At 44.5% G+C, this 24,628-nt stretch carries 24 protein-coding genes and 2 pseudogenes; 18 read left to right on the top strand and 8 right to left on the bottom strand.

The genetic code is table 11. The features are described from left to right. Positions 1–38 precede the first annotated feature (38 nt). The 5 genes from E0485_RS08085 (at position 39) to E0485_RS08095 (ending at position 3,564) form a co-directional block, all read left to right on the top strand. A complete protein-coding gene (locus tag E0485_RS08085) occupies positions 39–1,037 on the top strand; it encodes a hypothetical protein (RefSeq protein ID WP_132417491.1) in 999 nt (332 codons plus the stop codon). A gap of 13 nt (positions 1,038–1,050) precedes the next feature. Next, the gene (locus E0485_RS25060; protein WP_165921119.1) at positions 1,051–1,206 is read left to right on the top strand and encodes a hypothetical protein; all 156 of its coding nucleotides are present in this window, start codon (positions 1,051–1,053) and stop codon (positions 1,204–1,206) included. Positions 1,207–1,408: 202 nt separating this feature from the next. After that, positions 1,409–1,567, top strand: coding sequence for a hypothetical protein (locus tag E0485_RS25065; RefSeq protein ID WP_165921120.1), 159 nt, complete (start codon positions 1,409–1,411; stop codon positions 1,565–1,567). Between the two features lie 76 nt (positions 1,568–1,643). Continuing rightward, positions 1,644–2,420, top strand: a complete 777-nt coding sequence (locus tag E0485_RS08090) for a DODA-type extradiol aromatic ring-opening family dioxygenase (protein WP_132417492.1) — start codon at positions 1,644–1,646, stop codon at positions 2,418–2,420. A gap of 94 nt (positions 2,421–2,514) precedes the next feature. Continuing rightward, entirely contained in the window at positions 2,515–3,564 is a 1,050-nt protein-coding gene (locus tag E0485_RS08095; RefSeq protein WP_235857481.1) for a DUF2804 domain-containing protein, read from the top strand. 103 nt (positions 3,565–3,667) lie between these two features. On the opposite strand, the gene E0485_RS08100 is transcribed toward E0485_RS08095, so the two are convergent. Then, a complete protein-coding gene (locus tag E0485_RS08100) occupies positions 3,668–4,069 on the bottom strand; it encodes a thiol-disulfide oxidoreductase DCC family protein (protein WP_207910944.1) in 402 nt (133 codons plus the stop codon). A gap of 84 nt (positions 4,070–4,153) precedes the next feature. Here E0485_RS08100 and E0485_RS08105 point away from each other — a divergent pair, with 84 nt between their 5' ends. Next, entirely contained in the window at positions 4,154–5,227 is a 1,074-nt protein-coding gene (locus E0485_RS08105; protein WP_132417493.1) for a DUF3048 domain-containing protein, read from the top strand. A gap of 13 nt (positions 5,228–5,240) precedes the next feature. Here the strand turns inward: E0485_RS08105 and E0485_RS08110 are convergent, their stop codons facing one another. Continuing rightward, on the bottom strand, positions 5,241–5,747 hold the full coding sequence (locus E0485_RS08110) for an aminotransferase (RefSeq protein WP_132417494.1): 507 nt from the start codon (positions 5,745–5,747) through the stop codon (positions 5,241–5,243). Between the two features lie 256 nt (positions 5,748–6,003). On the opposite strand from E0485_RS08110, the gene E0485_RS08115 reads away from it, so the two are divergent. The 3 genes from E0485_RS08115 to rlmD all read left to right on the top strand — a co-directional run bounded on the left by E0485_RS08115 (position 6,004) and on the right by rlmD (position 9,009). Continuing rightward, positions 6,004–6,294 carry a YerC/YecD family TrpR-related protein gene (locus E0485_RS08115; protein WP_132417495.1) on the top strand — a complete coding sequence of 97 codons (291 nt, stop codon included), beginning with the start codon at positions 6,004–6,006 and terminating at the stop codon, positions 6,292–6,294. Positions 6,295–6,536: 242 nt separating this feature from the next. Continuing rightward, the gene (locus E0485_RS08120) at positions 6,537–7,487 is read left to right on the top strand and encodes a diacylglycerol kinase (RefSeq protein ID WP_132417496.1); all 951 of its coding nucleotides are present in this window, start codon (positions 6,537–6,539) and stop codon (positions 7,485–7,487) included. Between the two features lie 61 nt (positions 7,488–7,548). Continuing rightward, positions 7,549–9,009 carry a 23S rRNA (uracil(1939)-C(5))-methyltransferase RlmD gene (rlmD, locus tag E0485_RS08125; protein ID WP_132417497.1) on the top strand — a complete coding sequence of 487 codons (1,461 nt, stop codon included), beginning with the start codon at positions 7,549–7,551 and terminating at the stop codon, positions 9,007–9,009. A 677-nt stretch (positions 9,010–9,686) separates the two neighbouring features. On the opposite strand, the pseudogene E0485_RS25870 reads toward rlmD, so the two are convergent. The 5 genes and pseudogenes from E0485_RS25870 to E0485_RS08150 form a co-directional block, all read right to left on the bottom strand. Next, positions 9,687–9,809, bottom strand: a pseudogene (locus E0485_RS25870) (sigma factor); the annotation flags it as partial. A gap of 33 nt (positions 9,810–9,842) precedes the next feature. Beyond that, positions 9,843–11,186: an ABC transporter substrate-binding protein gene (locus tag E0485_RS08135; protein WP_165921121.1), complete on the bottom strand. Its 1,344-nt coding sequence runs from the start codon at positions 11,184–11,186 to the stop codon at positions 9,843–9,845. A 14-nt stretch (positions 11,187–11,200) separates the two neighbouring features. After that, entirely contained in the window at positions 11,201–12,343 is a 1,143-nt protein-coding gene (locus E0485_RS08140; protein ID WP_132417499.1) for an efflux RND transporter periplasmic adaptor subunit, read from the bottom strand. 23 nt (positions 12,344–12,366) lie between these two features. Continuing rightward, complete coding sequence (locus E0485_RS08145; protein ID WP_132417500.1) at positions 12,367–13,230, bottom strand: carbohydrate ABC transporter permease; 864 nt, start codon at positions 13,228–13,230, stop codon at positions 12,367–12,369. Positions 13,231–13,254: 24 nt separating this feature from the next. After that, positions 13,255–14,127, bottom strand: coding sequence for a carbohydrate ABC transporter permease (locus tag E0485_RS08150; protein WP_132417501.1), 873 nt, complete (start codon positions 14,125–14,127; stop codon positions 13,255–13,257). A gap of 188 nt (positions 14,128–14,315) precedes the next feature. On the opposite strand from E0485_RS08150, the gene E0485_RS08155 reads away from it, so the two are divergent. Beyond that, positions 14,316–15,026 (top strand): response regulator transcription factor, encoded by a 711-nt coding sequence (locus E0485_RS08155; protein ID WP_132417502.1) that lies wholly within the window; start codon positions 14,316–14,318, stop codon positions 15,024–15,026. Between the two features lies 1 nt (position 15,027). Continuing rightward, the gene (locus E0485_RS08160) at positions 15,028–16,416 is read left to right on the top strand and encodes a sensor histidine kinase (protein WP_165921122.1); all 1,389 of its coding nucleotides are present in this window, start codon (positions 15,028–15,030) and stop codon (positions 16,414–16,416) included. Between the two features lie 346 nt (positions 16,417–16,762). On the opposite strand, the gene E0485_RS08165 is transcribed toward E0485_RS08160, so the two are convergent. After that, a complete protein-coding gene (locus E0485_RS08165; RefSeq protein ID WP_132417504.1) occupies positions 16,763–17,098 on the bottom strand; it encodes a helix-turn-helix domain-containing protein in 336 nt (111 codons plus the stop codon). 216 nt (positions 17,099–17,314) lie between these two features. Between E0485_RS08165 and E0485_RS08170 the strand changes: the two genes are divergently transcribed. From E0485_RS08170 to E0485_RS08185, 7 genes and pseudogenes are all read left to right on the top strand, one after another. Then, on the top strand, positions 17,315–18,127 hold the full coding sequence (locus E0485_RS08170; protein WP_132417505.1) for an HD-GYP domain-containing protein: 813 nt from the start codon (positions 17,315–17,317) through the stop codon (positions 18,125–18,127). 934 nt (positions 18,128–19,061) lie between these two features. Beyond that, positions 19,062–19,418, top strand: a pseudogene (locus E0485_RS25875) (Ig-like domain-containing protein); the annotation flags it as partial. A gap of 30 nt (positions 19,419–19,448) precedes the next feature. Further along, positions 19,449–22,028 (top strand): S-layer homology domain-containing protein, encoded by a 2,580-nt coding sequence (locus E0485_RS08175; protein ID WP_165921124.1) that lies wholly within the window; start codon positions 19,449–19,451, stop codon positions 22,026–22,028. Between the two features lie 291 nt (positions 22,029–22,319). Further along, a complete protein-coding gene (locus E0485_RS25070; protein WP_165921125.1) occupies positions 22,320–22,496 on the top strand; it encodes a hypothetical protein in 177 nt (58 codons plus the stop codon). Beyond that, positions 22,489–23,079, top strand: a complete 591-nt coding sequence (locus tag E0485_RS08180; protein ID WP_132417507.1) for a zeta toxin family protein — start codon at positions 22,489–22,491, stop codon at positions 23,077–23,079. The genes E0485_RS25070 and E0485_RS08180 overlap by 8 nt, the downstream gene beginning before the upstream one ends. Positions 23,080–23,389: 310 nt before the next feature. Then, entirely contained in the window at positions 23,390–23,560 is a 171-nt protein-coding gene (locus E0485_RS25075; protein WP_165921126.1) for a hypothetical protein, read from the top strand. A gap of 354 nt (positions 23,561–23,914) precedes the next feature. Then, positions 23,915–24,628, top strand: a 714-nt coding sequence (locus E0485_RS08185) for a PhzF family phenazine biosynthesis protein (protein WP_132417508.1), incomplete at its 3' end; no start/stop codon positions are given.

The raw sequence follows: 24,628 nt of genomic DNA on the forward strand, positions 1-24,628 counted from the left end.
CATCTTAAGCAAGATGCTTTTCTGTTAGAGAGGGTCTAATGCGTAAAAAAAGGCTGTATTGGTCCGATATTATCCCAATCATTGGTTTAGTATTATGGTTCTGGGGATCCGAAATTGTAAAGAAGTATGCGGAACAAACTTGGCTAAGTCCCATTATCGAATGGATGGATATGAATTTTCAATTCTCCGTTCCATTCTGGTCTGTGTTCTTTTTTAGCGGCATATTCGTCAGTATCTTCGTTCGCATCTATAATCGACGCGTATCAGAATTAGAAGAACAGCTTGAGGATGAGAAACGGATCATGGCTCTGCTGAGTGAGGAGCAAAGACCGCTCCAAATGCGCTATTTGCTCAGCAAGGCGGCTCAGGCATTTGTCGAACGGAATGCATACGCCATAGCTGCCCAGCTCTTCCATTATGAAATCATGATCGGAAGAGGCACGACTCGGATCATGGTGAAGAATATCGGGGAATATGCAAGGGAAGGCGAGAACGTTAATATTTTTGCTCAGCATTATTATTATGTTCCGACGAAGCTGTACCGAGAGCTGCAGGATGCTCAGAAGCAGTGGTCTGCAGGTAACATCATGCCTACCATTTATTTGGCGAATGGGCTTAAATTACGTCTTAAATCCAAGGCAATTCATAAGTATAAGGAAAGGGATGCTGTTGAATTTGCCTTTTACCGGATTGCGCTTGGCATGTGGGGGACGCATATCGGAACGGAAATTGATCTGGATCTAGACGATGATGTGGTGGAGAAGCTGGAGAGCTTGCTTCGTTCTGGCATCTTAATGGCGATTCTGATGAATATGACGTTCTACGTATTCTCCAATCATGGGATTGATGGCAAAAGGGATCGCGTGTATTATGCAACCGAGATTCAAACGCCTAGAGATAAGCTGCTGGCACTTATTATTTTTAGTCCAAGTTTGCTTGATGAAGCAAGCAGTTCGATTGAATCCACGATGACGAACGCGGATCAAGTTTTGCGTGATTTGCTGCGCAAAGTATATTATAATAATGCTAATTCATAAGGAGGTCGTGACCATGAAATTTCCTGTACTCGACGGAGAAGCAAGAAAAGAAGCGCTGCGAACTCTTGAGGCGAACGGCTATAAAGTGAAACCCAGAGACAATCACAAGCATCCTTCCAAAAACATATCGTTTTTCGGTAACCGAACGGAGCGGATGGTTATTCGTTAAATAGATGTTAAATAGATCATTACATAGATAAAGAGGCGAATTTCGCCTCTTTTTTGTTTAGTATTATAGAATTATAACTTTCGTATCATAATTCTAAGTAATACCTTAAGAAACGCACCCGCCTTTATGGACGAGCGAAACCGTTTCTTCATGGCATTTTTCGGAGAACGACATACTTTATATAGTGCGGGGGGGTGGAGTCGTGAAGCCGATTAGCATAGAGGCCTTAAAGCAATTAGAGGAGCACGGATATAAAGTGGCAACACCTAAGCCTTACAATAAGAGGGGACTGTTCACCGAGATTCGCAGATCTTCTGTTCCGCTTGCCGAAAGACCAAGTACGGGACAGGTTAATCAATAGTGTGCACTCCTCACATCCGTATTTGTCTATTATTCGTGATATGATGTAGATATAGAAATTATTGGAGGTTTAGGCGATGAGTTATTCTTCGATGTTTGTGGCACATGGTTCGCCGATGCTGGCGGTAGAAGATACGGCTTATACAAGATATTTGGAACAATTATATGGTACGAAGGCAGATAAGCCAGAGGCTATTGTCATATTTAGCGCACATTGGGAAAGCGGCGTGCAGCTCGTTTCAACAGGTGAGCAGCATGAGATGATTTATGACTTTTATGGTTTCCCAGATGAATTGTATCAGATTCAGTATCCCGCCAAAGGGAATCCTGCGCTTGCCGAGGAAATTTTGCAGCTATTTGCAAATGAAGGAATTATGGCACAGGGAGATAGCAAGAGAGGACTGGATCATGGCGCTTGGTCTCCGCTTGTGAAGATGTTTCCTAAGGCAGATATTCCTGTCGTTGCCTTATCGGTTAATCCAAGATTAACGGCTGAGGAGCATTATCGGATTGGCAAAGCGTTAGCTCCATTACGTGAACGCAATGTGCTGATTATCGGTAGTGGCGGAACGGTACATAATTTGCGCCGAGTTAATTGGGGAGCGAAGCAGCCTGATAGCTGGGCAATCGCATTCGATGAATGGCTTAGCGAGACACTTGAGACATGGAATACGTCAGCCTTGTTCGAGTACGAAGAGCAGGCGCCTTATGCTCGTGAGGCTGTACCGACGACTGAGCATTTTGTACCAATCATCCTAGCGATGGGGGCAGCAGATCAAGGTGGCCAGGCTCAGAAGCTGCATCAAAGCTATCAGTATGGCTCATTAAGCCTCTGTGTCTGGCGTTTTGAATAAGCTTATGAATCTTGCTTGACGTTCTTACCAAGGTTCTATACGATAATATTAATAATATTGTGACAATTATTAAGTATAGTCATGGGGGAGCCATATGATTAACCGTAATTTATTGTCTGCTGTATATCGCACGCATGAGAAGGAAATTATGAATCAGGTTGATCTTTGTGATGCTAATGGCAAGCTGCTGCACGATAGTGTTGGATGGTCCAGATACCCGATGATTCGTTGCAATGTGACAGGTCATCCGTTACGGAAGAAGAAGTGGAATTATTGGTGTGTCACGAATGCAAAGTGCTTATTCTCTGTTACGATCTCTAACCTTGATTATGCAGCAGCTATGTTTATGTATGTACTTGATTTGGACACATTGGAATTTGAAGAACAGACAGTGGTTGTTCCATTTGGAAGAGGCTGCGATATGCCTGATGAAGTGAATGCTTCTGTACAGTTTGCTGGCAAGCAGATGCAAATTGTTTTCCATTATGAAAGCGGTATCACGACGATACGGGTGAGATGTGAGAATTTTGGCGGCAAGCTGCTTACGGCAGAACTAGAAATTCATTGCCCATCAGATCATGAAACCTTGAATGTAGTCGTTCCATGGAATGCCAATCGATTCCAGTTTACATCCAAGCAGAATTGCTTAAGAACAAATGGTAAGCTCATGTGGGGGGACAGAGAGTATCTTTTTGACCCGTCAGATTCTTTTGCATGCTTGGATTATGGCCGAGGAGTTTGGAAATATAAATCAACTTGGAACTGGGGCTCTGCTTCTGGCATGCAGCAAGGTCGGCTAATCGGGATTACGTTCGGCGGTAGGTGGACAGATGGCACAGGGGTAACGGAGAATGGGATCGTCGTAGAAGGCAAGCTAAGCAAATTGGGTGAGGATATGGTTTGGAAGTATAATCCAAGCGATTATATGAAGCCATGGCTACTGGAAACGAGCAAGACAGATCGCGTCTCGCTTAAGTTTGTTCCGTTCTATGAACGCATTGCCAAAACGAAAGCCGTGATTATCGATTCTGAAGTTCATCAGATGATCGGTCGTTACTACGGGTATGTCGTGACGGATGAGGATGAGAAGCTGGAGATCGACGGACTGGTCGGATGGGCAGAGGATCACCGCGCTCGCTGGTAATATAGTACCATTTTGTAGAATAATACCTTTAAGCATTTGCTAGTCACACGTTAAAATGGTAAAGTAATACCGATAAATTTTGGATACCGCCTATATGGAATTGTTATTCAATAAATCGCTGCCGCAATTCGGGTGTCATGAGCATACATGATTCCTTGCGTCCAAACCAGGCATAGCGATAGCGAGCTATCCAATGATAGATCATATTTCGAATCGGCTTTGGCACGATTATAAACACATAAAACAGAGGCCATAAACGATTCAATCGTTTGGCAATGCGAAGAGCAGCAGTCGATTTCGTAAAGCTTTGCCCATGCTCGATTAAAACAATCGTATCCTGTATATCTGCTGGTAATGAGGCGGAACTTAACAGCATGCGGCCCGTATCAGATTGAAGTGGCGCAAACTTGAACTGAGCATCAGGGTCGCGACGAATGATGAACGTTACTGCTCCATTACACAAGTTACACTCACCATCAAAGAGAACGATTAATGATTTGTTCACTGTCTATGCACACCTCTTTATCCTGAATAAATGATAGCTAACTTAAATGTATCACATTAACAGACAAAGCGGGGACCAGAGAATATGAAGTGTACAAAAACAGATGATCTGAAGCGCTCTTCGAACTGGTACAAGTTCGGGATGCTGACGGGTGCGCTGTTATTAGCAACGGTAGCTGGCTGCTCGAAATATTCATCAGAGGATGTTGTTCTGACGCCAACACCTACGATAACGGCTGGACCAGCGCCAACGCTTGAGCCAACGCCAACGCCAGCACCTTTCCGAATGCCGCTAACAGGTCTGCCAGCAACCGAACTTATGCAAACTCGCCCTGTTCTCATTACAGTCGAGAATTCACCTCCAGCTCGTCCGCAGTCGGGGCTTAACCACGCTGACATCGTATACGAGGTCTTGGCAGAGGGAGAAATTACGCGCTTCCTAGCGATCTATCAGAGCCAGAGTGTGGAAACGATCGGACCCGTTCGATCAATGCGTCCTTACTTTGTTCAAATTGGCGATGGATACGATGCTGTGCTTGTCCATGCGGGCTGGAGTCCAGATGCGATGGCGATGATGCAGCAGAAGAAAAGCAATCATCTTGATCAAGTGTATGGAGATGATCAGTTCTACTGGCGTTCTAACGAACGCAAGGCACCGCATAACTTATACACATCGACTGCCAAAATTCAGGAAGGTGTTGTAAAACGAAAATTCCGTCAAGATTGGAATGTACAAAGCCTTAATTTTGCGAGTGAGAACACGAAAATGTTCCTTGATCAAAGCGGGCAGTCAGTTGAAATTCCGTATTTGATGGGCTACACAGTGTCTTATGAATATGATGTAACGAACAGGTTATATAAACGATCAATGCTGGGCAAACCTCATTTGGACAAAGAAACCAGTGAGCAGCTTACCACGAAGAACCTGTTGATTATTGAAGCGAATCATAAGGTGCTAGATAATGAAGGGCGTCGTGATGTTGATGTACTTGGTCCTGGGAAAGGGATCATCTTGCAGGAAGGCCGTGCACAGAATATTACTTGGGAACGCCACGATGGCATTATCCGTGCCTACCTAAACGGCAAAGAAATCCCTTTGCTGCCAGGAAATACATGGGTGCAGATCGTTCCGACTGGAACCAAAGTAAAGATCGAGTAGTTGCTCTATCATGCTAAGCTTTTTTGGACTTCTTGCCTTTAGTACTGGATTTCTTCTTTGAAGATTTATTCGATTTGGTGGATTTTTTGCGCTTGGTTTTGGTCGAAGCCTTGGCTACCTTGGCGCCACCTTTGCCGAAAGTATTAACCAGCATTTTGACCATAGGAGCCATTTGACCAACAGATTTCATGAAGCCTTGAACTTTGCCTAATGAACTAACAATGCCGTCAAAACCACCCATTCGATCGATAAATCCCTTGATAGTGTTCATGTTGAGCATGCTGGATAAACCAGCACGTTCGGTAGCAGTAGGCACAACCTCAACGTCTGCTTGAGCAGTAACTGGTAGATTGGACACAGCAGACGACTCTTGTGAATTGCCAAAAAAGCCGCCGCCATAGTTGTTGCCAATACCAGGATAATGATTGTCAGGTCGTGGTGAGCCACCGCCTGGACTGCCAAAAGCACTTATATTTGCCATATTCTTTTGGTTGTCGTTACTCTGATTGGAGTAATTCACGCTAATCACAATCCTTTATACAAGGTGTAAGCCAAGTGTGCTAATTCGGTCTTATTGTAGTTTATGATCATAGGGAAAAAGCGGATTGGACTCCTATCACGGGTAGTCACGGTTTACATCATTAACGCATAAAAATTTTAGCGTTATGCAAAAGTAAAGGAAGGAATAGGCAACCAAATGTCGAATTCATTTATGTCTCGGAATACAACGGTTTCTTCTTATATTTTTATAAAAAGCTCTTAGGGGTTGATATCAGATGCAATTAAAAAAATTAGATGATAAAGCAATTGATCAATTATTTGAAGCGATCCTCACACTGAAGAATGTAGAGGAGTGCTATGTATTTTTTGATGATTTATGTACGGTGAATGAAATTCAGTCCTTATCCCAACGTCTTGAAGTAGCACGCATGCTGCGCAAAGGGTATACGTATAACCAGATTGAGGCAGAGACAGGTGCTTCGACTGCAACGATATCTCGTGTTAAACGTTGCTTGAACTATGGAAACGAAGGGTATTTAATGGCGCTTGATCGATTAGATCGATAATTTTTCTTAAAATAAATAAAAGCTTGTGCAAGAAGATGGATCCTATTTTACACCTGTAAAGTGGGATTTTTCGTCTTTGTAGGCTGCTTTATCCATCTGCACACCCCGTCAGGTTGACTTTGCCTATCCGTTTCGATAGCATGGGGATATATCAATTTGCATAAAGAAAACCTTGACATCAAATATATAATTGCTTCCTGTCATGGTGTATTAGATTAAGTTTGAAGTGGTGATATAAGGGTATGGTCAAAAGAGCAAGGTTAATTTATAATCCGACATCTGGACGCGAGGAAATGCGCAGACGCCTGTCAGACATCCTTCAGCGACTGGAGAGTCACGGGCTGGAGACATCGACACATGCAACAACAGGTGAAGGCGATGCAACTCTTGCGGCAGCAGATGCAGTCGATCGCGGTTTTGATATCATCATCGCTGCTGGTGGCGACGGAACGCTGAATGAGGTCATCAACGGGATGGCTGGCAAGGAGCATCGCCCATCGCTTGGCATATTGCCGCTTGGAACGACGAATGATTTTGCCAGGGCACTTGCGATTCCTCGAAATTGGGAAGCAGCCTGTGATCTCATTATTGCAGGTCATACCAAAAGCATCGATATCGGCAAGGTAGGAAGCAAATACTTTGTTAATATAGTGGGTGGAGGTTCTTTTACCGAACTAACCTATGAGGTGCCGAGTAAGCTCAAGACAATGCTCGGTCAGTTAGCTTATTATATGAAGGGACTCGAGAAGCTGCCTAGGCTTAAACCTATCGAGCTTCACCTGAAATCAGATGAGGTCCAGCTGGATGAAGAAGTGATGCTCTTCCTGATCTCTAACAGCAATTCGGTAGGAGGATTTGAGAAGCTGGCACCAAGCGCGAGTCTTAGCGATGGTCTATTCGAGGTTACGGTTCTGCTCAAATGTAATTTAGCGGAATTCATTCGAATCGCAACCTTAGCGCTGCGAGGCGAGCATCTGAATGATCCGCGTATCGTGCAATTTCATTCCAAAAGGATCGAGATTACTTCACCAGATTATGTGCAGCTTAATTTTGACGGGGAGCTTGGCGGCATCCTTCCCTGCACAGTGGAGAACCTGCCGGATCACCTGAACATCTTTGTCGATCCATCTGGCACTTCAACCTATGGAGGCAGAGGGTTATTTGCCGCGATAAACAAAAATTTACAATCATAAACAAGGCTCATCTCCCTAAGGAGCGCCTGAGCATAAGTTATAGTCATGGAGTGAAGCAGCAATGAATCGTTCGGAAATACCTGTTGCCAAAAATAAGGAATACATTGCCGAGATCGTCGGAATCGGACATGAAGGAGAAGGGGTAGGCCGTGTGAATGGCTTTACCCTTTTTATTCCTGGGGCGCTGCCAGGTGAGAAGGTACTTACTAAAGTAGTTAAAGTGAAAAAACAATACGGCTACGGCAAGCTGCTTGAAGTAGTCGAGCAGAGCGCGGATCGAATCGATCCTTTATGCGGGATCTACAGTAAATGCGGCGGCTGCCAATTGCAGCACCTCAGCTATGAAGCGCAGCTTCGCTGGAAGCGTCAGCTTGTTATCGACAATCTGGAGCGGATTGGGAAGTTGAAAGTTGCGGATTCGGAAGGGAACGATGAGGCAAGTACAGAAGGAAAACAAACCAATTCACCAAGCGCAGGAGAAAAACAAACCAATTCCGGGATTGTTGTGTACCCTACTCTAGGGATGAAAGATCCTTGGCGTTATCGCAACAAGGCTCAGGTTCCAATGGGCGAGGAGCAGGGCGGTCTTGTCGGCGGCTTCTATGCACAAGGCAGTCATCGCATCATTGATATGGATACCTGCTTGATTCAGCATGAGCGTAACGATGATGTCGTGGCGAAGATCAAGGATATTGGTCGTCGTCTTGGCGTATCTGCTTATAATGAAGAAACACACACAGGTCTGCTTCGCCATGTTGTGGTGAAGGTGGGTTTCCGCACAGGGGAAACGATGGTTGTCCTTGTAACGAATGGCGACAAGATCCCGCAAGTAGATGAATGGATTGCAGGCATCAGACAAGCCTTGCCTGAAGTCGTGTCCATCGTACAGAATGTCAATCGTGAGCGGACGAATGTGATTTTTGGCGGGAAGACACGTGTCCTCTGGGGACAAGAGTACATCTACGACTATATCGGCGATGTGAAGTTCGCAATCTCCGCGAGATCGTTCTATCAAGTGAACCCTGTACAGACGGAAGTATTGTATGGGAAGGCGCTAGAGTACGCTGATTTGAGCGGAGATGAGGTCGTGATCGATGCCTATTGTGGCATCGGAACGATATCTTTGTTCCTTGCGCGGCATGCCCGCAAGGTGCATGGCGTCGAGATCGTGCCAGAAGCGATCGCAGACGCTGTTCGTAATGCCGAGTTAAACGGCATTACGAACGTTGACTTCGGCGTTGGCGCCGCCGAAGTTGTTATCCCCGCGTGGCAGAACGCGGGGATGCAAGCAGACGTGGTGGTCGTCGACCCACCACGCAAGGGCTGCGACGCGGCGTTGATCGCGTCGATCCTCTCGATGCGTCCACGGCGCATCGTGTACGTGTCGTGCAATGCTTCGACACTTGCAAGAGATCTGAGATTATTCGAGGATGGCGGATACCGAACAGAGTGCGTGCAGCCTGTGGATATGTTCCCGCATACGGTGCATGTGGAATCGGTCATATTGATGGTTAGAAAATGAGGTGTGACAGTATCGCTCAAATGTAATGTTGATGAAATTTTGGAGTCTCAGCTGGGAGCGTGTATCGCTGTCTACGATGAGGTGGGGGACGATTATCCGCCTAGTCTCCATAACGTAATAGAAATCCGATCTAGATAAGATCGGATTTTTTACGTTTAGGAGATTCAAAAGGTTAAAACAGAACACCAGTTTGAAAATGTAACAATTACAAGGTATTAAGCGGTAGTATTATTCCGTGTCCGCAGGCGTTGTTTCTTTACACCGGATCTTATAAAAACTCATCTGATATTGAAATCTGACGAAACCCGGAACTTTCAAAAGCACGTTTCTAACATATTTCTACAGTCGTTTGCGGTGGTGACACTTCGCTGATACTACACCAAATTGAGCAGGTGCAGTAAGCGAAAGTGTAGTCGAAAAAAACGCTGAAAAGCCCGCAGAAGCGGTCTTTTCAGCAGAGAGAATGCTGGTGTGGTGATGTTCGCGCTTCTCCTGATGGTCTGTTAAAGTAGAACGCGGATTGTCTGTCCCGATCTTCATATTCTCTAGCACTTGAAGTCGTTCCTTCCCCCCAAAAACGCACTCCTTCACGCCAATAATTTCGCCTTACCTTCATTCGTGAACAGAAGCCTGGATCGGACTGTCTAACGGACGAATGTAGCATGCGAGCGATCTGCTCATATACCTCGTATTGCCTGATAATGCCGATAGACTTTGAGGAATGTTTCCTGCATAACATCTTGTGCCAGAAAATGATCTCTCATGATACTGTTTGCAGAATAATAAACCTGCTGCTTATGACGCTGATAGAACGAATCGAAGGTGCCTCCATATTACTCATTGAGATAGGTCGTTACTCGATTCTGAATGAGCTTGCTTACGTCTTTAGCGGATTTCTGTCCATTCATAAAAGTGGCGAATTCCTCTCTGACGATCATATAGACCTTATTGTCTACGTAGTTGCGCGCACCAGCTTGCTCCATAAATTTCTTCACGTCTTCGATTCGTTGTTTAGCTGTTTCTGTGTCGGGCAGCAGCTCGCTTGAGGAATCCAGCATCCCGTTAGCTAGTTGATGTAAGGCATCATCGAAAAGCTTATCAGCTGCCTGCTTATTCACCGGAAGTCCTGCGAAATCGGGCATCGTTTGCACTTCATCTGACAATAGATATTTGATAAACTCCCACGCTTCTAGCTGCACCTTAGATGAACTGTTAATCCCAAGACTGTTATACACTTTAAAAGGCAGCCCCTGAAGGGTATCGTTTACCGTTGGCTTGTTATAATATTTAGACTTCATAGGTGTCATAAGCACTTGTTGCGCACTGGAAATATCCTGTAACGAGAAGACTCCTTTATCATAGTCTTGCGTGAACTCACTGCTGAGAATGCCATCGTCATACATTGATTTAATCTCTTGCATCATACTGCGGAACATATCGGAATCGAAGTTCGCTTTTCCGCCCTGGACGAGTTGAGGGTAACTCTCCTCTAGATAGTCATTGAGCAGCAACTCGGGAGGAAAGTTGGTAAACCCGAGAGAGTCCCCTTGCTCCTTGATCTGTTTGCCAATGTCTTTGAATTGACCCCATGTCCACGGTTTATCCTGATCCAGCTTAATATTCGCCTGCTCCATTAAGTTTGTATTTCCTGCTACCATACCGACCGAGAAGGAGAGTGGGATCGCATAGAGTCCGTCCCCCTGCTGCGAGGCTTGCAAAATATTGTTGTAATACTTGCTCTTGTCAATAGACTTATCCTTCTCCATCAGATCATATAGATTCACGAGAAGGTTCTTCTCTACGAACTTATCTTGTGGCAAATTGTTCATGAAGATCAAGTCCGCCCCTTTACCGGCAATAACCTGCGTCGTAACGCTCTGAACATATTTCTCCATACCCAACCCCGACATCGAGATCACTACATCGCTACTTTCTGGTTTGGGCAACGGAATAAACTCTTGAATCTCAAAGTGGATGTTAGGATGTAAATCCTCGAATTGTGCAGCGACTTGCTTTAGATATCCATCCGCACTGGGCACTGCGATGACGATTGTCTTCTCTCCATTAGGATCAGGGTTAGGATTAGTTGTTGTGGCTCCTGAATCGGATGATGCAGAATCACAAGAGGTCAACAGGACGCACAGGGTTAATAGCATACATAATAACTTTGTTCTCATAATATTCATTCCTCTCACTGTAGTCGAATTCGATTTCCTTCTTGTAACGGTTCACTGGACTCAGCGATAATGTCATCTCGCGTCGTTAATCCTTTGAGCACGATGATCTCATCGGCGTTCTCATCTCCTGTCGAGATGTAAGCTTTACGTACGGTGTACGTATTGCCAAGCGTGCTTTGATTCATGTCCACGACGAGAACAAAGCTGCCTGTGCCGTCTTTTTTCACAATATGTTTGTTTATAACCAATCCCGGGTCGGAAGTCTTCTTCTCCAGGTTCACACTAGCTTTCTCGCCGCTATGAAGCTTGTCGCCTGATACTGCCACCACAACGGTTTTCTTCGCCGCTCCGGCAGTTTCACCCTCACTTGATGCTCTACTGAGCGCACCGCCGCTCTGATCGGAGGCTGAGGTTGTTGCGTCTTGAATCTCCACAATCCTCCCTTTGAGACGCTGATCCGAGCTTCCCTTCACAAGTACACTAACCTCTTCATCGAGCTGTAATAAATTAGCGGCCCCTTCCTCTATGGCAAAAGAGAACTGATACCCTGCGTCACGTTGAACCACGGTGACCAACGCTTGTCCTTGCGAGGGGATCATTCCGATCTTCGCCTCCACCTTGGCAATGATGCCGTCAAACGGTGCAATAATCGTACCTTTCTTTGTGACGTCCTTTCGTAGCTTATCAAGCTTGCGCTTGGCTATGTCGAGATCCAGTTGATCGATCTCGAGGTCGCGCTTAGCTTTACGTAACGCGTCGGCATCACCGGATTGATAAGCCACAATGCATTGCTCTTGCAACACTTCTTGATTCAAATACCGCTTCTTTAAGTCGGCTTCTGCGTCAAGCACTTGCTGCTGCGCGTCGGTGGTGTCGAAGGTGACGAGGTTTTGCCCTTTTTTCACCTCCTCATGAAGCTCAACATGCACCTTGGTGACTTCACTACCACCCTCGCTCGTAAGTTCGACTTGCTCTCGGGGCTGTAACACCCCATTGCCTTGAATGCGTCGGTCTAATGTTTTCATCGACGGCTTCTCGGTTGTCACTTTCGGCAGCATCGCCGTCTGAAATGTATTACTGAACAAGGTGAGTCCACCTAAAATGACAAAGAACGTGACGAACAGAATGCTTGCCAGACGCTGTCGTCGTTGGAACATAGGGATTCACTCCTTTCAATTCGTTAGCCTTTCACACCGGAAAGCTGAATTCCCTCAATAAAGTATCGTTCTGCACATAAGAAAAGGAGCAACATTGGCACCATATAGACCACCGATGCGGCAAAAGAAACCCCAAGAGCTTCTTCCTGAATGCGAGATAAGAAGACAGACAACGGCTGTAGTGTCGGGTCCTGTAAGAAAATAAGTGGCTGCTCTACCATATTCCAATAATCGGCGAACAATAGGACGAAAAGTGCTGCGATTCCTGGCTTGACCATCGGCAACACAATGGAGAAGAAAATGTGTATATAGCCTGCACCATCGATTTTCGCTGCTTCCATATACGCCGAATGGATGTGCAGCATAAATTGCCGCAGCAGGAACACGCCGAAAGCGCCAAAGATACCTGGTAGAATGATAGAACTCGGATGATTTAGAAGACCGAGGCGATCCGCCATTATGTAATTCGGAACTAACGTGACCTGAAATGGCATGATCATCGTGATCAAGTATAGGAAGAACAAAGGGTCGCGACCAGGAAAACGGAGCTTCCCGAATGCGAAGGCCGCTAACGTCGCGACGACTACTTGGCCAAGAATGATTGGAACGACCATCAGCACAGAATTCCAGAACATGAGTAGAAACCGGGGAGTTGCGATTAAGACTTTGAAATATTGTTGAAAAGAAACCCAATCGGGTATCCACTTCAAGTTGACGAACGTGGTAATGTCGGTCTTGCCGAGCATCCCGTAGTTTGCGATAATTTCCCGTTCCATCATCAAGGAATTGACGAAGGTAAGGATAACGGGCGTTAAGATGAGAATGGCAATCGTAACTAAGAGCAACGTACGGAGCCAAATGAGGTTCAGTTCCTTATTCACGAGCATGCACCTCCTGTTCAGAGTTGTGTGTTATTCCATGAAAGCATTGAACTTCCGTTCCACGCGGAATAGGATCGAAATGATTACGAGAATGCTAAGCGCCATACAGACTGCAACAGCAGAGAGCTTTTGAATGTCGAGCGATAGAAACGTATTGTTCATGTAATGCTGGATCATATAGATACGGTCATGCGGGTATGCGCCAGCGACGAGATACGTCTCGCGGAATACTTTGAACGAGTTCAAGATCGACATCAGAATAACGAGAAACGTCGTTGGTGTTAAATAGGTTAATGTGATGCTCCACAATTTACGGAACGGACTCGCTCCTTCGAGATTCGCAATCTCGTAATATTGATCCGGGATGTTCTGTAGTCCTGCGAGAAACAGGACGACATTATACCCGAGGTTCTTCCACACATAGATACCGACGATCACCGCTCCCGCATAGTCCGATTTCATCCAGTCCTGACGATCTAGTCCGAAATGGGTGAGGAACTGATTAAGCGCTCCGTTCCAGTCAAATAGAATCTGCCACACGAGCACGATGGACGCGACAGGGACGACAAGTGGCAGTACGTAAGCTGTACGCAACCAATTACGAAAGAACACGCGTTGATTCAAGAGCAAAGCGAGCATGAGCGATGTGGCGACGAGAATGGGCACACTAATCGCTGTGAACCAGAAGGTGTTGGACATTGCTTTTTGGAAAGAAGAGCTTAAGAATAGATCCTTATAATTTGTAAGTGTTAGACCAGCACCTCCAAGACGATCTTGGAACGAGATCAATACACTTTGACCAAAGGGAACAAGATAGAATAGAGCAAATCCGATCAGACTCGGAGCGAGAAAGCCTAAGGAGATTAACAACTCCTTGTAGGCTAGACGATTCTTTTTGATCATAGAACCTCCAATGATGATGTGGTTTCTGTCAGCATGTAGCGCTTGCATGGCTCAAATATACATATATAAGTCTACATACAAGCCTTGGGATAAGTTCGGAAATAGTGTGTAAAAAGTGTGGAATTCTGTGTAGACGGCACAATATTTGTTACAATGTGAAGGAGAAATGTTACCGCTTGGAGGGAATTATGCAGATATCCTATCAAATTGCCGTTGTCGATGATGACGCGCAAATACGTGAGATTGTTGAAGCCTATTTACAACAAGAAGGATACCGTACCGTCTCATTGTCTTCCGCGGAAGAAGCGTGGGATTTGTGGAGTGACAGCCCGCCAGACATGTGGGTGCTCGATATTATGTTGCCTGGAATGAATGGCTTTGAATTATGCCGCCGTATTCGCAAAGATGGGGATGTACCGATCATCATGATCTCAGCCCGCGACGAGGATGTGGACAAGATTCTAGGTTTAGAGCTCGGCAGTGATGATTACTTAACGAAACCGTTCAGCCCAAGAGAGCTCGTCGCTCGTGTGAACCGACTATTCCACCGCATTAGCTCGTTGAGGCAAGCCGAGGAATCCATTGGTTCTGCCCTTATGCGTCAAGCGGATGTAGAGCTAGGGGATTTACGTTTGGCACTCGAGGAGCGCCGTGTGTTCTGGCATGAGATCGAAATTGAGATGACGCTCAAAGAGTTCAAACTCCTTCAGACGCTCGTTGAGCATCCGAATCGTGCTTTTTCACGGAATGAACTGCTGACATTAGTGTGGGGAGATGACTATTGGGGCAGTGAACGTGCGATTGATGATCTGATCAAGCGACTTCGCCGCAAGATTCAGGAGCTCCCTATCGAGACGGTTTGGGGTCATGGTTACCGTCTACGTATGGAGGGGGATTAAGATGAAATTGATCTATCGACTGAATCTATCCTTCGGCATATTATTACTGCTTATACTCGCGATTACCGCAGCGTTGATCTACCCGCTATTATTCAATACATTGGTTGAGAATCAACGTAGAGAGATGAGAGAGCAGGGGAGTAACCTATTGCAGACGTTTGCTCCAGATAATAAAGATGAAAAGTATGGATCGGCACAATATATTGACGAATATATTGACGTAGTAAGAAGTAATCCGAATCTACCCACGAGAGAAAACGGTGTCATCTTGGAAACCCCAACCATGATGATTTCATATAACAGCCTTGCGGGAAAGGAAGATTTGAACTGGAAGGAAATTGTACTCCAGAATGACTCGGGGAGTAGAATCTGGCAAGGGAAGAATGATGAATATATTATCGAGACTTCAAAAGCGCCGATAAAGGATTCATCTGAGGAGAAGGAAGCGGTGGCCATCCTTGCCACCCCGCTGAGTAAAGTGAAGTCGATGCATCTTGAGCTGTTCCAACGGATGATGCTGATTCTATCGATTGGAGGTATATTGACCTTTCTAGTCTGTATGTTCATTACGAGAAAGCTGGTTACTCCTCTAAGTGCGCTCAGACAGGAATTGAAGAAGGTCGAATCTCGTCGTTTCTCGGAAGTGCAGCGGGTGCAGTCCGATGGTGAGGTTGGCGAGGTGGCAGATTCAGTTTATCAGCTTGCTCGTGAGCTTGAGCAATACCAGTTGACGCAAAAGAAGTTTTTTCAGAATGCATCCCATGAGCTGAAAACGCCATTAATGTCGATCCAAGGGTACGCGGAGGGGATTAAGGACGGTATTTTTACAGGGGAGCGTGCAGAGATAGGCCTCGACGTGATTGTACGCGAGTGTGAGCATCTGAAGCACATCGTGACAGAGATGATCTTGTTAGCGAAGCTGGAGAGTGAAGTGGGGATTTTTCATATGGAAGAGGTGTCGGTCCTTGACCTCATTCACGAGACGATGGAACGGATGAACCCCCTTGTGTTGAACGAAGGATTATTCCTTGAAGTTGAACACGGCGAGCAAGAGAAGTCATGTATGATTTATGCAGATCGAGAGAAGGTACTACAAGCTTTAATTAACATTACGGGCAATGCGACTCGGTATGCAAAACATCGGATTCGCATGAAGGTGAAGGCTAACAACACGGGGGTAGACATTGAAATTACAGATGATGGGGAAGGAATTCCAGATGCGCTATTGCCGTATCTATTCAATCGGTTTACGAAGGGGAAGCAAGGGGATACAGGACTGGGGCTCGCGATTTCGCGGGTAATTGTGGAGCGTTGCCATGGCCGAATTGTGGCTCGGAATCTACCGAATCAGGAGGGCGCGGTATTTGAATTGTACTTCCCGAGAGAATGAAAATCCGAAATAATTAACGACGCGAGGATGGTAGTATCGAGATCCATTATGATTTCAAAAATCCGTGTTTAATGGGGGCTTAATTGCCCCTTTCATTTTGTCAGTAATAAGCACTCGACACATGTTGAAAGTGTGGCTTTGTTGGTAAGGGTACGATAGTTTATAAAACACATGAATAACGATCTACGAGATATCTGTTCCTCCCGACATACATCGGAGGTTATTGCATGTTACAACTTGTTAAGTTAATAACGGTTAGACATCTGAAGATTTTCAAAATAAAACAGCAGTACTGGAGCATATCAAAATAATGCCGGTGCTGCTGTTTTTTTTGATTCCAGATTGACTACTGAATCGCTTTGAGAAAAAGCTTCAGCAAGGCATAAGCATCTTTACGCTGCTTTTCAGTGCATTTTGACAAGGCAGAAGTGATCAGTTCCAATTCATTTGTGTTAGCGGTAGGGGCGGACTCTCCAATAAGCAACTCATTAGGTGTCAATTTTAAAAGCGAACAAACGCTAAGCATGGTTTCAATAGACATGCCTACTTGTCCACGCTCAATGTCGGCACAAAATCTGGGAACACGCTCGACTCGCTCTGCAAATTCCTCTTGAGAAATACCTAATGCTTTTCGTTGTAATCGAATACGCTCGCCGACTGCTTTTTTATTATAATCTTTCATTGGCAATTCCTTTCAAGCAAATAATTTGGATTTTTAAACTCTAATTATGGATGAGTTTTTAATTGACTTAAATGAGTTTAAAATGTATTATTTTTAGTAGTTTAAAAATCATTTTTAAAGTGAAGAGCGTTTATAAATGTTTGTGTTATTCATTCTGTCCAGTTTTTTAATTGGGATGCCCTGTTTGAATAGCATTCATGGAAAAGGAGAATAGCGATGTATCCAGTGACCCAAATGGATGTGTATGACAAAGGAGGTCGGCTGCTTTTGGCTAAAAAAAGTCCTATTACCCCACAAATAATAAATTTATTGGAGCGACATGGGATATTATTAAGCGAGATAGAAATATGGCCGCCTGAAAATATAAGAAGCACTCAATTTGCTCAAGCAGTTAGCAGCTTGGATCAGCGGATACGAGCCAGCCGTGTGGATCATTATGAACAGCTTGAGGACATCATGGTTGCTATTATTTTTGATTCCAAGACAAAGCCATGGGGAGGATTTGTTCAGACTATTTCCAATTATTCAAGTTGGCTGTACGCACATTCAATCAATGTTGCCTTGCTGTCTCTTCTTGTAGGGAGAGAGCTTGGGTATTCGGAGAAAAGGTTGCTGGAATTAGGAATTGGCGCTTTTTTGCATGATGTGGGAAAAATACTCATAGCCAAGTCAATTTTAGATAAACCAGGAACGCTTGATGATCATGAAATAAAGGTGATGCGCCAGCACACGGAGTTTGGAGCGAAGCTATTGAATGGCTTTCAACTCCCGCAAATCTGTCTGGAAATTGCCGCTAAACATCATGAACGAATGGACGGAAGCGGGTATCCGCTTGGATTAACAGCAGCGCAGATTGTGGAGGAAGTTCAAATTGTTATGGTAGCAGATGCGATTGATGCCATTACGGCGTATAGACCTTATCGTTCTTCGAGTCTTTTATCTGAGGGAATAACCATTCTGCTTAATAAGGGAGACAAATATCCGCATCATATCATCTCAATTATTCACACCTCATTAGGGGAAAGTTAGTGTCGTCAACTTAAATCTACTGTTATACAAAAGGAATCTTTTTTAGTAAACAGAGATTTATAGTTAAGTAGTAGGAATCAATGAATAACAATATGATACCGATCAGGATAAGAAATAACTCTTAGCATATTGAAAGATCATAATTCATCAAGATAAATCGTCCAATAATCGGAGAGGGAGCTGAAGCATGTGAATAATCTAACCTCCATGGATGAGTGCAGTTATCATAGAAATGAGATGATCAGATTACAGGGGCATAGCTTCACTCAATTCAAGACTATAGATAAACTACATGACCTCTCACAGATCCACATGAATTTCACATTTATTTTTATTCATCAGCACTTACCCGATGTGTGCATTATATTAAGTGACCGAGCATTGGAATCTATGCTTAAAGCGCTGCATATGAAAGAAAACCATAGTATTTTCCCTCCACATTCATTAACATTGGATGATTTGGTGGGGCTAACAGCCCAAGAGTCAGGCCCTGATCTAGACACTCTGATGTTTATTCATTCCATTCACTATCTAGCAACCCTTAAAGATATCTCCCTCATCCAGCAAATGCAACCACCGCATCTTAAGAAACTAATAAGGAAAGTTGACAATCTATTGTGTCGATTATCATCACGAGTCACAACCCATCAAACAGATAGATATCACTCCATATTTTAATGCCGGAACATCAAGTTGGTAATGAAGGTTTTCATAGGATTTTGTAGAATATTATAGAGTCATGTCTAGAGTTCGCTCATATGACCGAATCAACAATTTCTTAAAAATCAAATAAGGATTGAGTATGAAACGCAGCGGGAAATAAAGATATGATTTCTCCTATGCCCGCAGTCCAGTATGGCAGAAACACTACCTGCTGATAGCAAAAAAATCTAACAAAGTGAGTGGGAATAAGGATATGTATCAAGTGAAAAGAATGTGGAAGTTATTTCTAAGTTTAATAATCTTAGGGCTACTCCCCTTGTACCTAACCGACAGAGCGTTTGCCGCCCCTCCAGATGCCACCATTGTGGTCGCTGACAATGATCTGTCTATCGGCAAAACTTCGCTGGTGACAATCACCTTCTCAGAAGCGGTTAGTGGATTTACCATAGCAGACCTGACAGTGGAAAACGGCACTCTAAGCGCCCTCGCAACTAATGATAACATCACCTATACCGTAACCCTCACGCCGGCTGCAGGTATCAGCGCCCCCACGAATATTATCACGCTCAACAAAGCTAATGTAGTAAATGCCAATAACGAAGCGGGGATCGGAACCGTCCAATCTAACAATTACTCCATTGACACGGCGAGACCAACTGTGGCGAGCATATTAGTTCCTGCCAGTGGCTATTATGGTGCAGGAAATAACTTGGATTTTACAGTACACTTGAATGAGCCCGTATTCGTTACGGGCACTCCAAGTATCTCATTGGTTATAGGAACAACAGTTGTTCAGGCTGCCTATGTAAGCGGTTCGGGGACAGACGCGTTGCAATTCAGATACACCGTGCAAGCTGGACAAATGGATACTAATGGTATTTCTGTTGGGACCTTAACGCTGAATGGCGGATCGATCAAGGATAATGCAGGCAACGATGCGGAATTAACGCTAAATAGTGTAGGAAGCACAGCGAACGTATTAGTGGATGCAATTCCTCCGACGATATCTGGTATAGAGGTGCCAAACGCTGGTTTTTATAAATCCGGCGATTCATTGGATTTTACCGTGAATATGAGTAAGAATATTACGTTTACAGGAATAGGGACACCGCAGCTTGAGATCAATATAGGAGGAACGAATCGTATTGCCTCATTGATTAGCGGGACGTTGTCAAATACAAATACGTTGCAATTCAGCTACACCGTGCAAGATGGAGATCATGCCAACGACGGCATTATCATTGGAACCTTGTCGCTGAATGGCGGTTTGATGAAAGATGCGATAGGCAACGATGCGGACTTAACGTTAAACAATATAGGCAATACGTCGGGTGTGTTCATCGATACAACAGCCCCAACGATTATAGGTCACATTTTAGGCAATGGTAATGCCTATATAGACGTGATGTTTAGTGAAGGTATATTTACAACGAGTAATGGCTCGGGCGCTCTGACTTCAAGCGACTTACGATTGAACTTCACTAGAAATAATGGAAGTGCTTCCTCTGTTTCAATTCATTCTTTAAAGAAAACAGATGGAGGAGATTTGACTGGCGGAGAGACCACCATTCGAGTAATGCTTGACATAACTGGTATTCCGAACGGTAATGAAACCATTGAAGTAGTGCCGGTGGATGGCGCATCCATCTTTGATTTGGCGGGTAATGCCGTAGAAAGTTCACAATCGTCCGGAACGGTAACGCTTCTTGATATGTGCGCTCCAGTAATTAGCCCGACAAGCGCAAGCTTCGACAAATACGCCGGAGCAGCGGCGAATAGCAATGTAACGACAACACTGATGCTGAACGGCAAAACGTTGATCAGTATTGCCAACGGTGCGACGACCCTCGTTTTGGGAACGGACTATACCGTATCGGGCAACACGGTGACGATCCTGAAGACGTACTTGACAGAGCAGCCGGTCGGAACGGTCCGTTTGACGTTCATGATCAGCGGAGAATCTTCGCAGATGTTTGCGATAAGTGTGAGCGATACAACTCCTTCAAATAGCAACGGGGACAGTGACTCGACGCCTACCGTCATCAATCCGGTCATCGACCAGAACGGTGTAACGCTTAACCTGAATAAAATAGACACGATGAAGTCGTCCTTCACGCTGGAAGTTACGCCGAAGGATGGCGTCGCCTCTGTCAGCATACCGGCAAGGATTTTGACCGGCTTAGAGGGCAAGAACGCCGCCTTTATCATCGAAATCAAGACGCCCTACGGCAGCTATCAAGTACCGGTCAATCTAGCGTCGCTTATTCCGGGGCTGAAGGACATGCTTGCAGCGAATAATCTCAAAGCTGAGGATATCAGCTTCAAGATCACCTTGACCGATAAGTCCGGCAATAAGGATTTCCAAGCTGCATTGGCAAACGGATTGCCAAATAGTCAAGTGATGGGAGCGATTGTGGATTTTCACGTAGAGATCATCAACTCCAAGACGGGAAAAAACATTGGAACTGCAGATCAGTTCAATCAGGCGCTAACTCGGGTTATTCCGATGCCTAAGAACATGACGCTCATGCCTACGCAATGGGGCGCTTTCAGCTTCAACGAATCGACCAAGAAGTTTGAGTTTATCCCCGCTAAAAAGGTACAGATCGACGGTGTGTGGTATGTGATGATCAGCTCATACTCTAACAGTGTGTACGTCGTGGCCGAAAATACCGTGAGTTTTTCCGATATACTGGAGCATTGGGGCAAACCGTTCGTCCAGCTTGCCGCGGCGAAAGGACTTGTTGATGGGGTTGGCGATGGCAAGTACGACCCGAATCGCTCAGTCACGAGAGCGGAGTTTACCGCCATGTTAGTCCGGTCGCTGGGAAGAGGCACATCAACCGGCAGTACATCGCCCTATGACGATGTAAAGTCCGGCGTATGGTACTTCGACGAAATAGCCAAAGCGAAGGAGCTTGGACTATTGAACTTTGTAAACGGCAATAGCTTCAAGCCTGATCAGCTGCTGACCCGCGAGGAAATGGCGAGCATGCTGGCGGAAGTCATTTCGCTGGAGAGGCTGCCTATCACCAAGGAATTCGTTAGATTGGACGATTACAAGGATATCGTAAGCGTGGACGCAGTCTATCTGGAGGACGTACGCTTGATGGTTAAGCTTCAAATCATGACTGGCACAGACGCAAATTCGTTCAGTCCAAAGGGTGAAACGACACGGGCGCAGACGGCGGTTGTGTTCATTAGGATGTTGCAAGCGCTTGGAATGATCGACAGATAACGAGTAGTGATCCCTAAAAAATCCCGCCTTGATGGAGTACAATCCATTCAGGCGGGATTTTTATGGGTGTGAAACCAACTCATACACGAGAACGAACTGCTGGCAGCGAAGAGTCAAGCATTGATATACAATTGATGTAAAACATCAACGGAAGGATCGAATAAAACCTTCCACGTCGGACAGCCATCATGCTGGAAGAATACGATTCTTTAGATTGGATTCGTATGTATACAATTGTGTTATAATTAAATCAAATTGCTGATACTCTTAGCTATGGGGATGGTGATACTCATGAATCAAATTAAAGATCTTCAAAAGCTTATTAAGCTTACGGGTGATCGAGCTAAGTTAGATGCCAAAGCAAACGAAACATATATTGTATATAAAACTGCAAAAGGTCAAATTGTAAGGGAATACAGTAACGGAAATGTTATCCCTGTGGCTGAACAGGACGGTTCTCATGTATGATTCGACTCCGACCATGTACGTTTTTGCAGGGAACAATGGGAGCGGTAAGAGTACAATCCGTAATCTAATTGTTGATCGGCTTGGAATCAGTGTTAACATTGATCCCGATGCCTTAGCTAGAGGAATCAATTCAATTAATCCGGAAAGCCGGAAAATTACTGCAGGGAAAGAGTCTATTAAATTAGCTAGGGACTGTATTCGTAACAAACGTGATTTCTCAGTTGAAACAACATTGGCTGGTGGTAATGTTATTCGTCTCATGCATGACGCAAAGGCGTATGGATTTGAAGTTTCAATGTTTTATGTTGGTCTGGGTGACTATCACTTGAATATCGAGAGAGTAGCGGTTCGCGTTAAAAATGGAGGACATCATATTCCTACTGAGGATATTATCAGACGTCATGACACCTCCATTCAAAATTTGCTCTCTCATCTACATTTAATCGACCGTCTGATTGTTATAGATAACAGTCATACAGAAGGCGTTATTATTTTGGGTGCATTTAACGGTTCAATAACATATCGGTCGGATTCCCTTCCTCAATGGAGTGAATCTATTGTGCATAGATTTCAGTCCTTGTAAGAGCAGCCAGGAAGTTTGGGCTGTTCTTTTTAAATACAAATGAAAGAATTTCTTCATACCACACCGTAGGATTACATGTTCCCGCATACGGTGCACGTGGAATCGGTGGCTTTGTTGATGAGGAAGGGCACAGATCAGTGAGAATGCAGTAGCGGAGCGGTTTTGGAGAGTAGTACAGCCCTGTAAGATCCTTCTGATAAACCCTGTTTAAGGAAAAAACTCCTTTTACAACCACTGCCAGTACGTTATAATAAAATTATCAGACAGCTTGATCCGCTTATCAAAAAGATAGATTTTTGGAGGTATGGTCATGGTCAATCGCAATAGAAAAATGATTTTCACAGCCCTCAGTACGGCTCTAGTCTTGTCTATGTTGCTTACAGGCAGCAGAGTCTATGTCCAAGGCAAAACAACAGTTTCAGATTCAACTCAGTTGGCGAAGACAGCAGGAGATAAGAAGGTTGAAGTTATTAAAGGTTAATGAAATAACATACTATCTGCGAAGACAGCATTGAGTCTTACAATTGTGAAGTGCATCCAGTAATGGCTGTTCATTTGAATGAGGAATAAGAAAAAGAGAAACGGCTGAAGTCCTTGATAAAAAGGGTTTCAGCTGTTTCTGTTCATAACTAATTAAATGTAATGCAATAAAAAGCTGTTCGTACTGTCTTTGTAGAGTATTATTAGGAAGAATATGCTATAGTTTTATTCTACAATAAGCACACAACTGGTGCTTATTTTTCGTGGAAAAAAGCAGGGGGATTATCGCATTCGGACGAATTGTAAGATAGTAACCGATAAAGTCACGAGTATGTTGTTAAAAAGGAGAAAATGAATGATTTACTATCATGCAGATGTATTTAGCTCTAAAAGTTTATCAGGAAATGGATTAACAGTTATTTTTCATGAAGAAGATATGGACACTCAGTATATGCAGAGAATTGCTGAGGAATTTAAGCAATTTGAGACAATCTTCCTGAGACAAATTGGAGAGAAGCATTTTCGCGCTAGAATATTTACAGTAGAAGAGGAATTGGACTTTGCTGGACATCCGATTTTGGGAGCGGTATCAATCATTCATGAAGAACTGTGTTCAGATGAAAGTAGCATAACCGCAGTCTTTGAGTTAAACAATAAAACACTGCAAGCAGAATCGATAAAAAAAGGTGACTATTTCCAAGCCACGATGAATCAGGGCGTTCCTGAGTTTTTGGGGTCTGTTGAGGGTGAATTGAGGAACATATTCTTGCAGGCGTTGAATCTTACAGTCGACAATCTTCATTCAACGTTACCAATAGAGGTTGTTTCAACAGGGTTGCCGTATTTGATTGTCCCTCTCGCTTCGGGGTTGGAACAGGCAAAGATCAGCGTCAGAAACTTAGAGGAACAGCTAAACAAAATTCAAGCGAAGTTTGTTTATTTGTTTGATGTAGACAGAATGGAAGGTCGCACTTGGGACAATTTTGGAGCTGTAGAAGATGTGGCAACCGGCAGCGCCGCCGGACCGACTGGAGCTTATCTTTACAAATGGAATATCTGCAAAGAAACA

It is taken from the genome of Paenibacillus albiflavus (assembly GCF_004344915.1).
GTDB classification, from domain to species: Bacteria; Bacillota; Bacilli; order Paenibacillales; family NBRC-103111; genus Paenibacillus_AM; species Paenibacillus_AM albiflavus.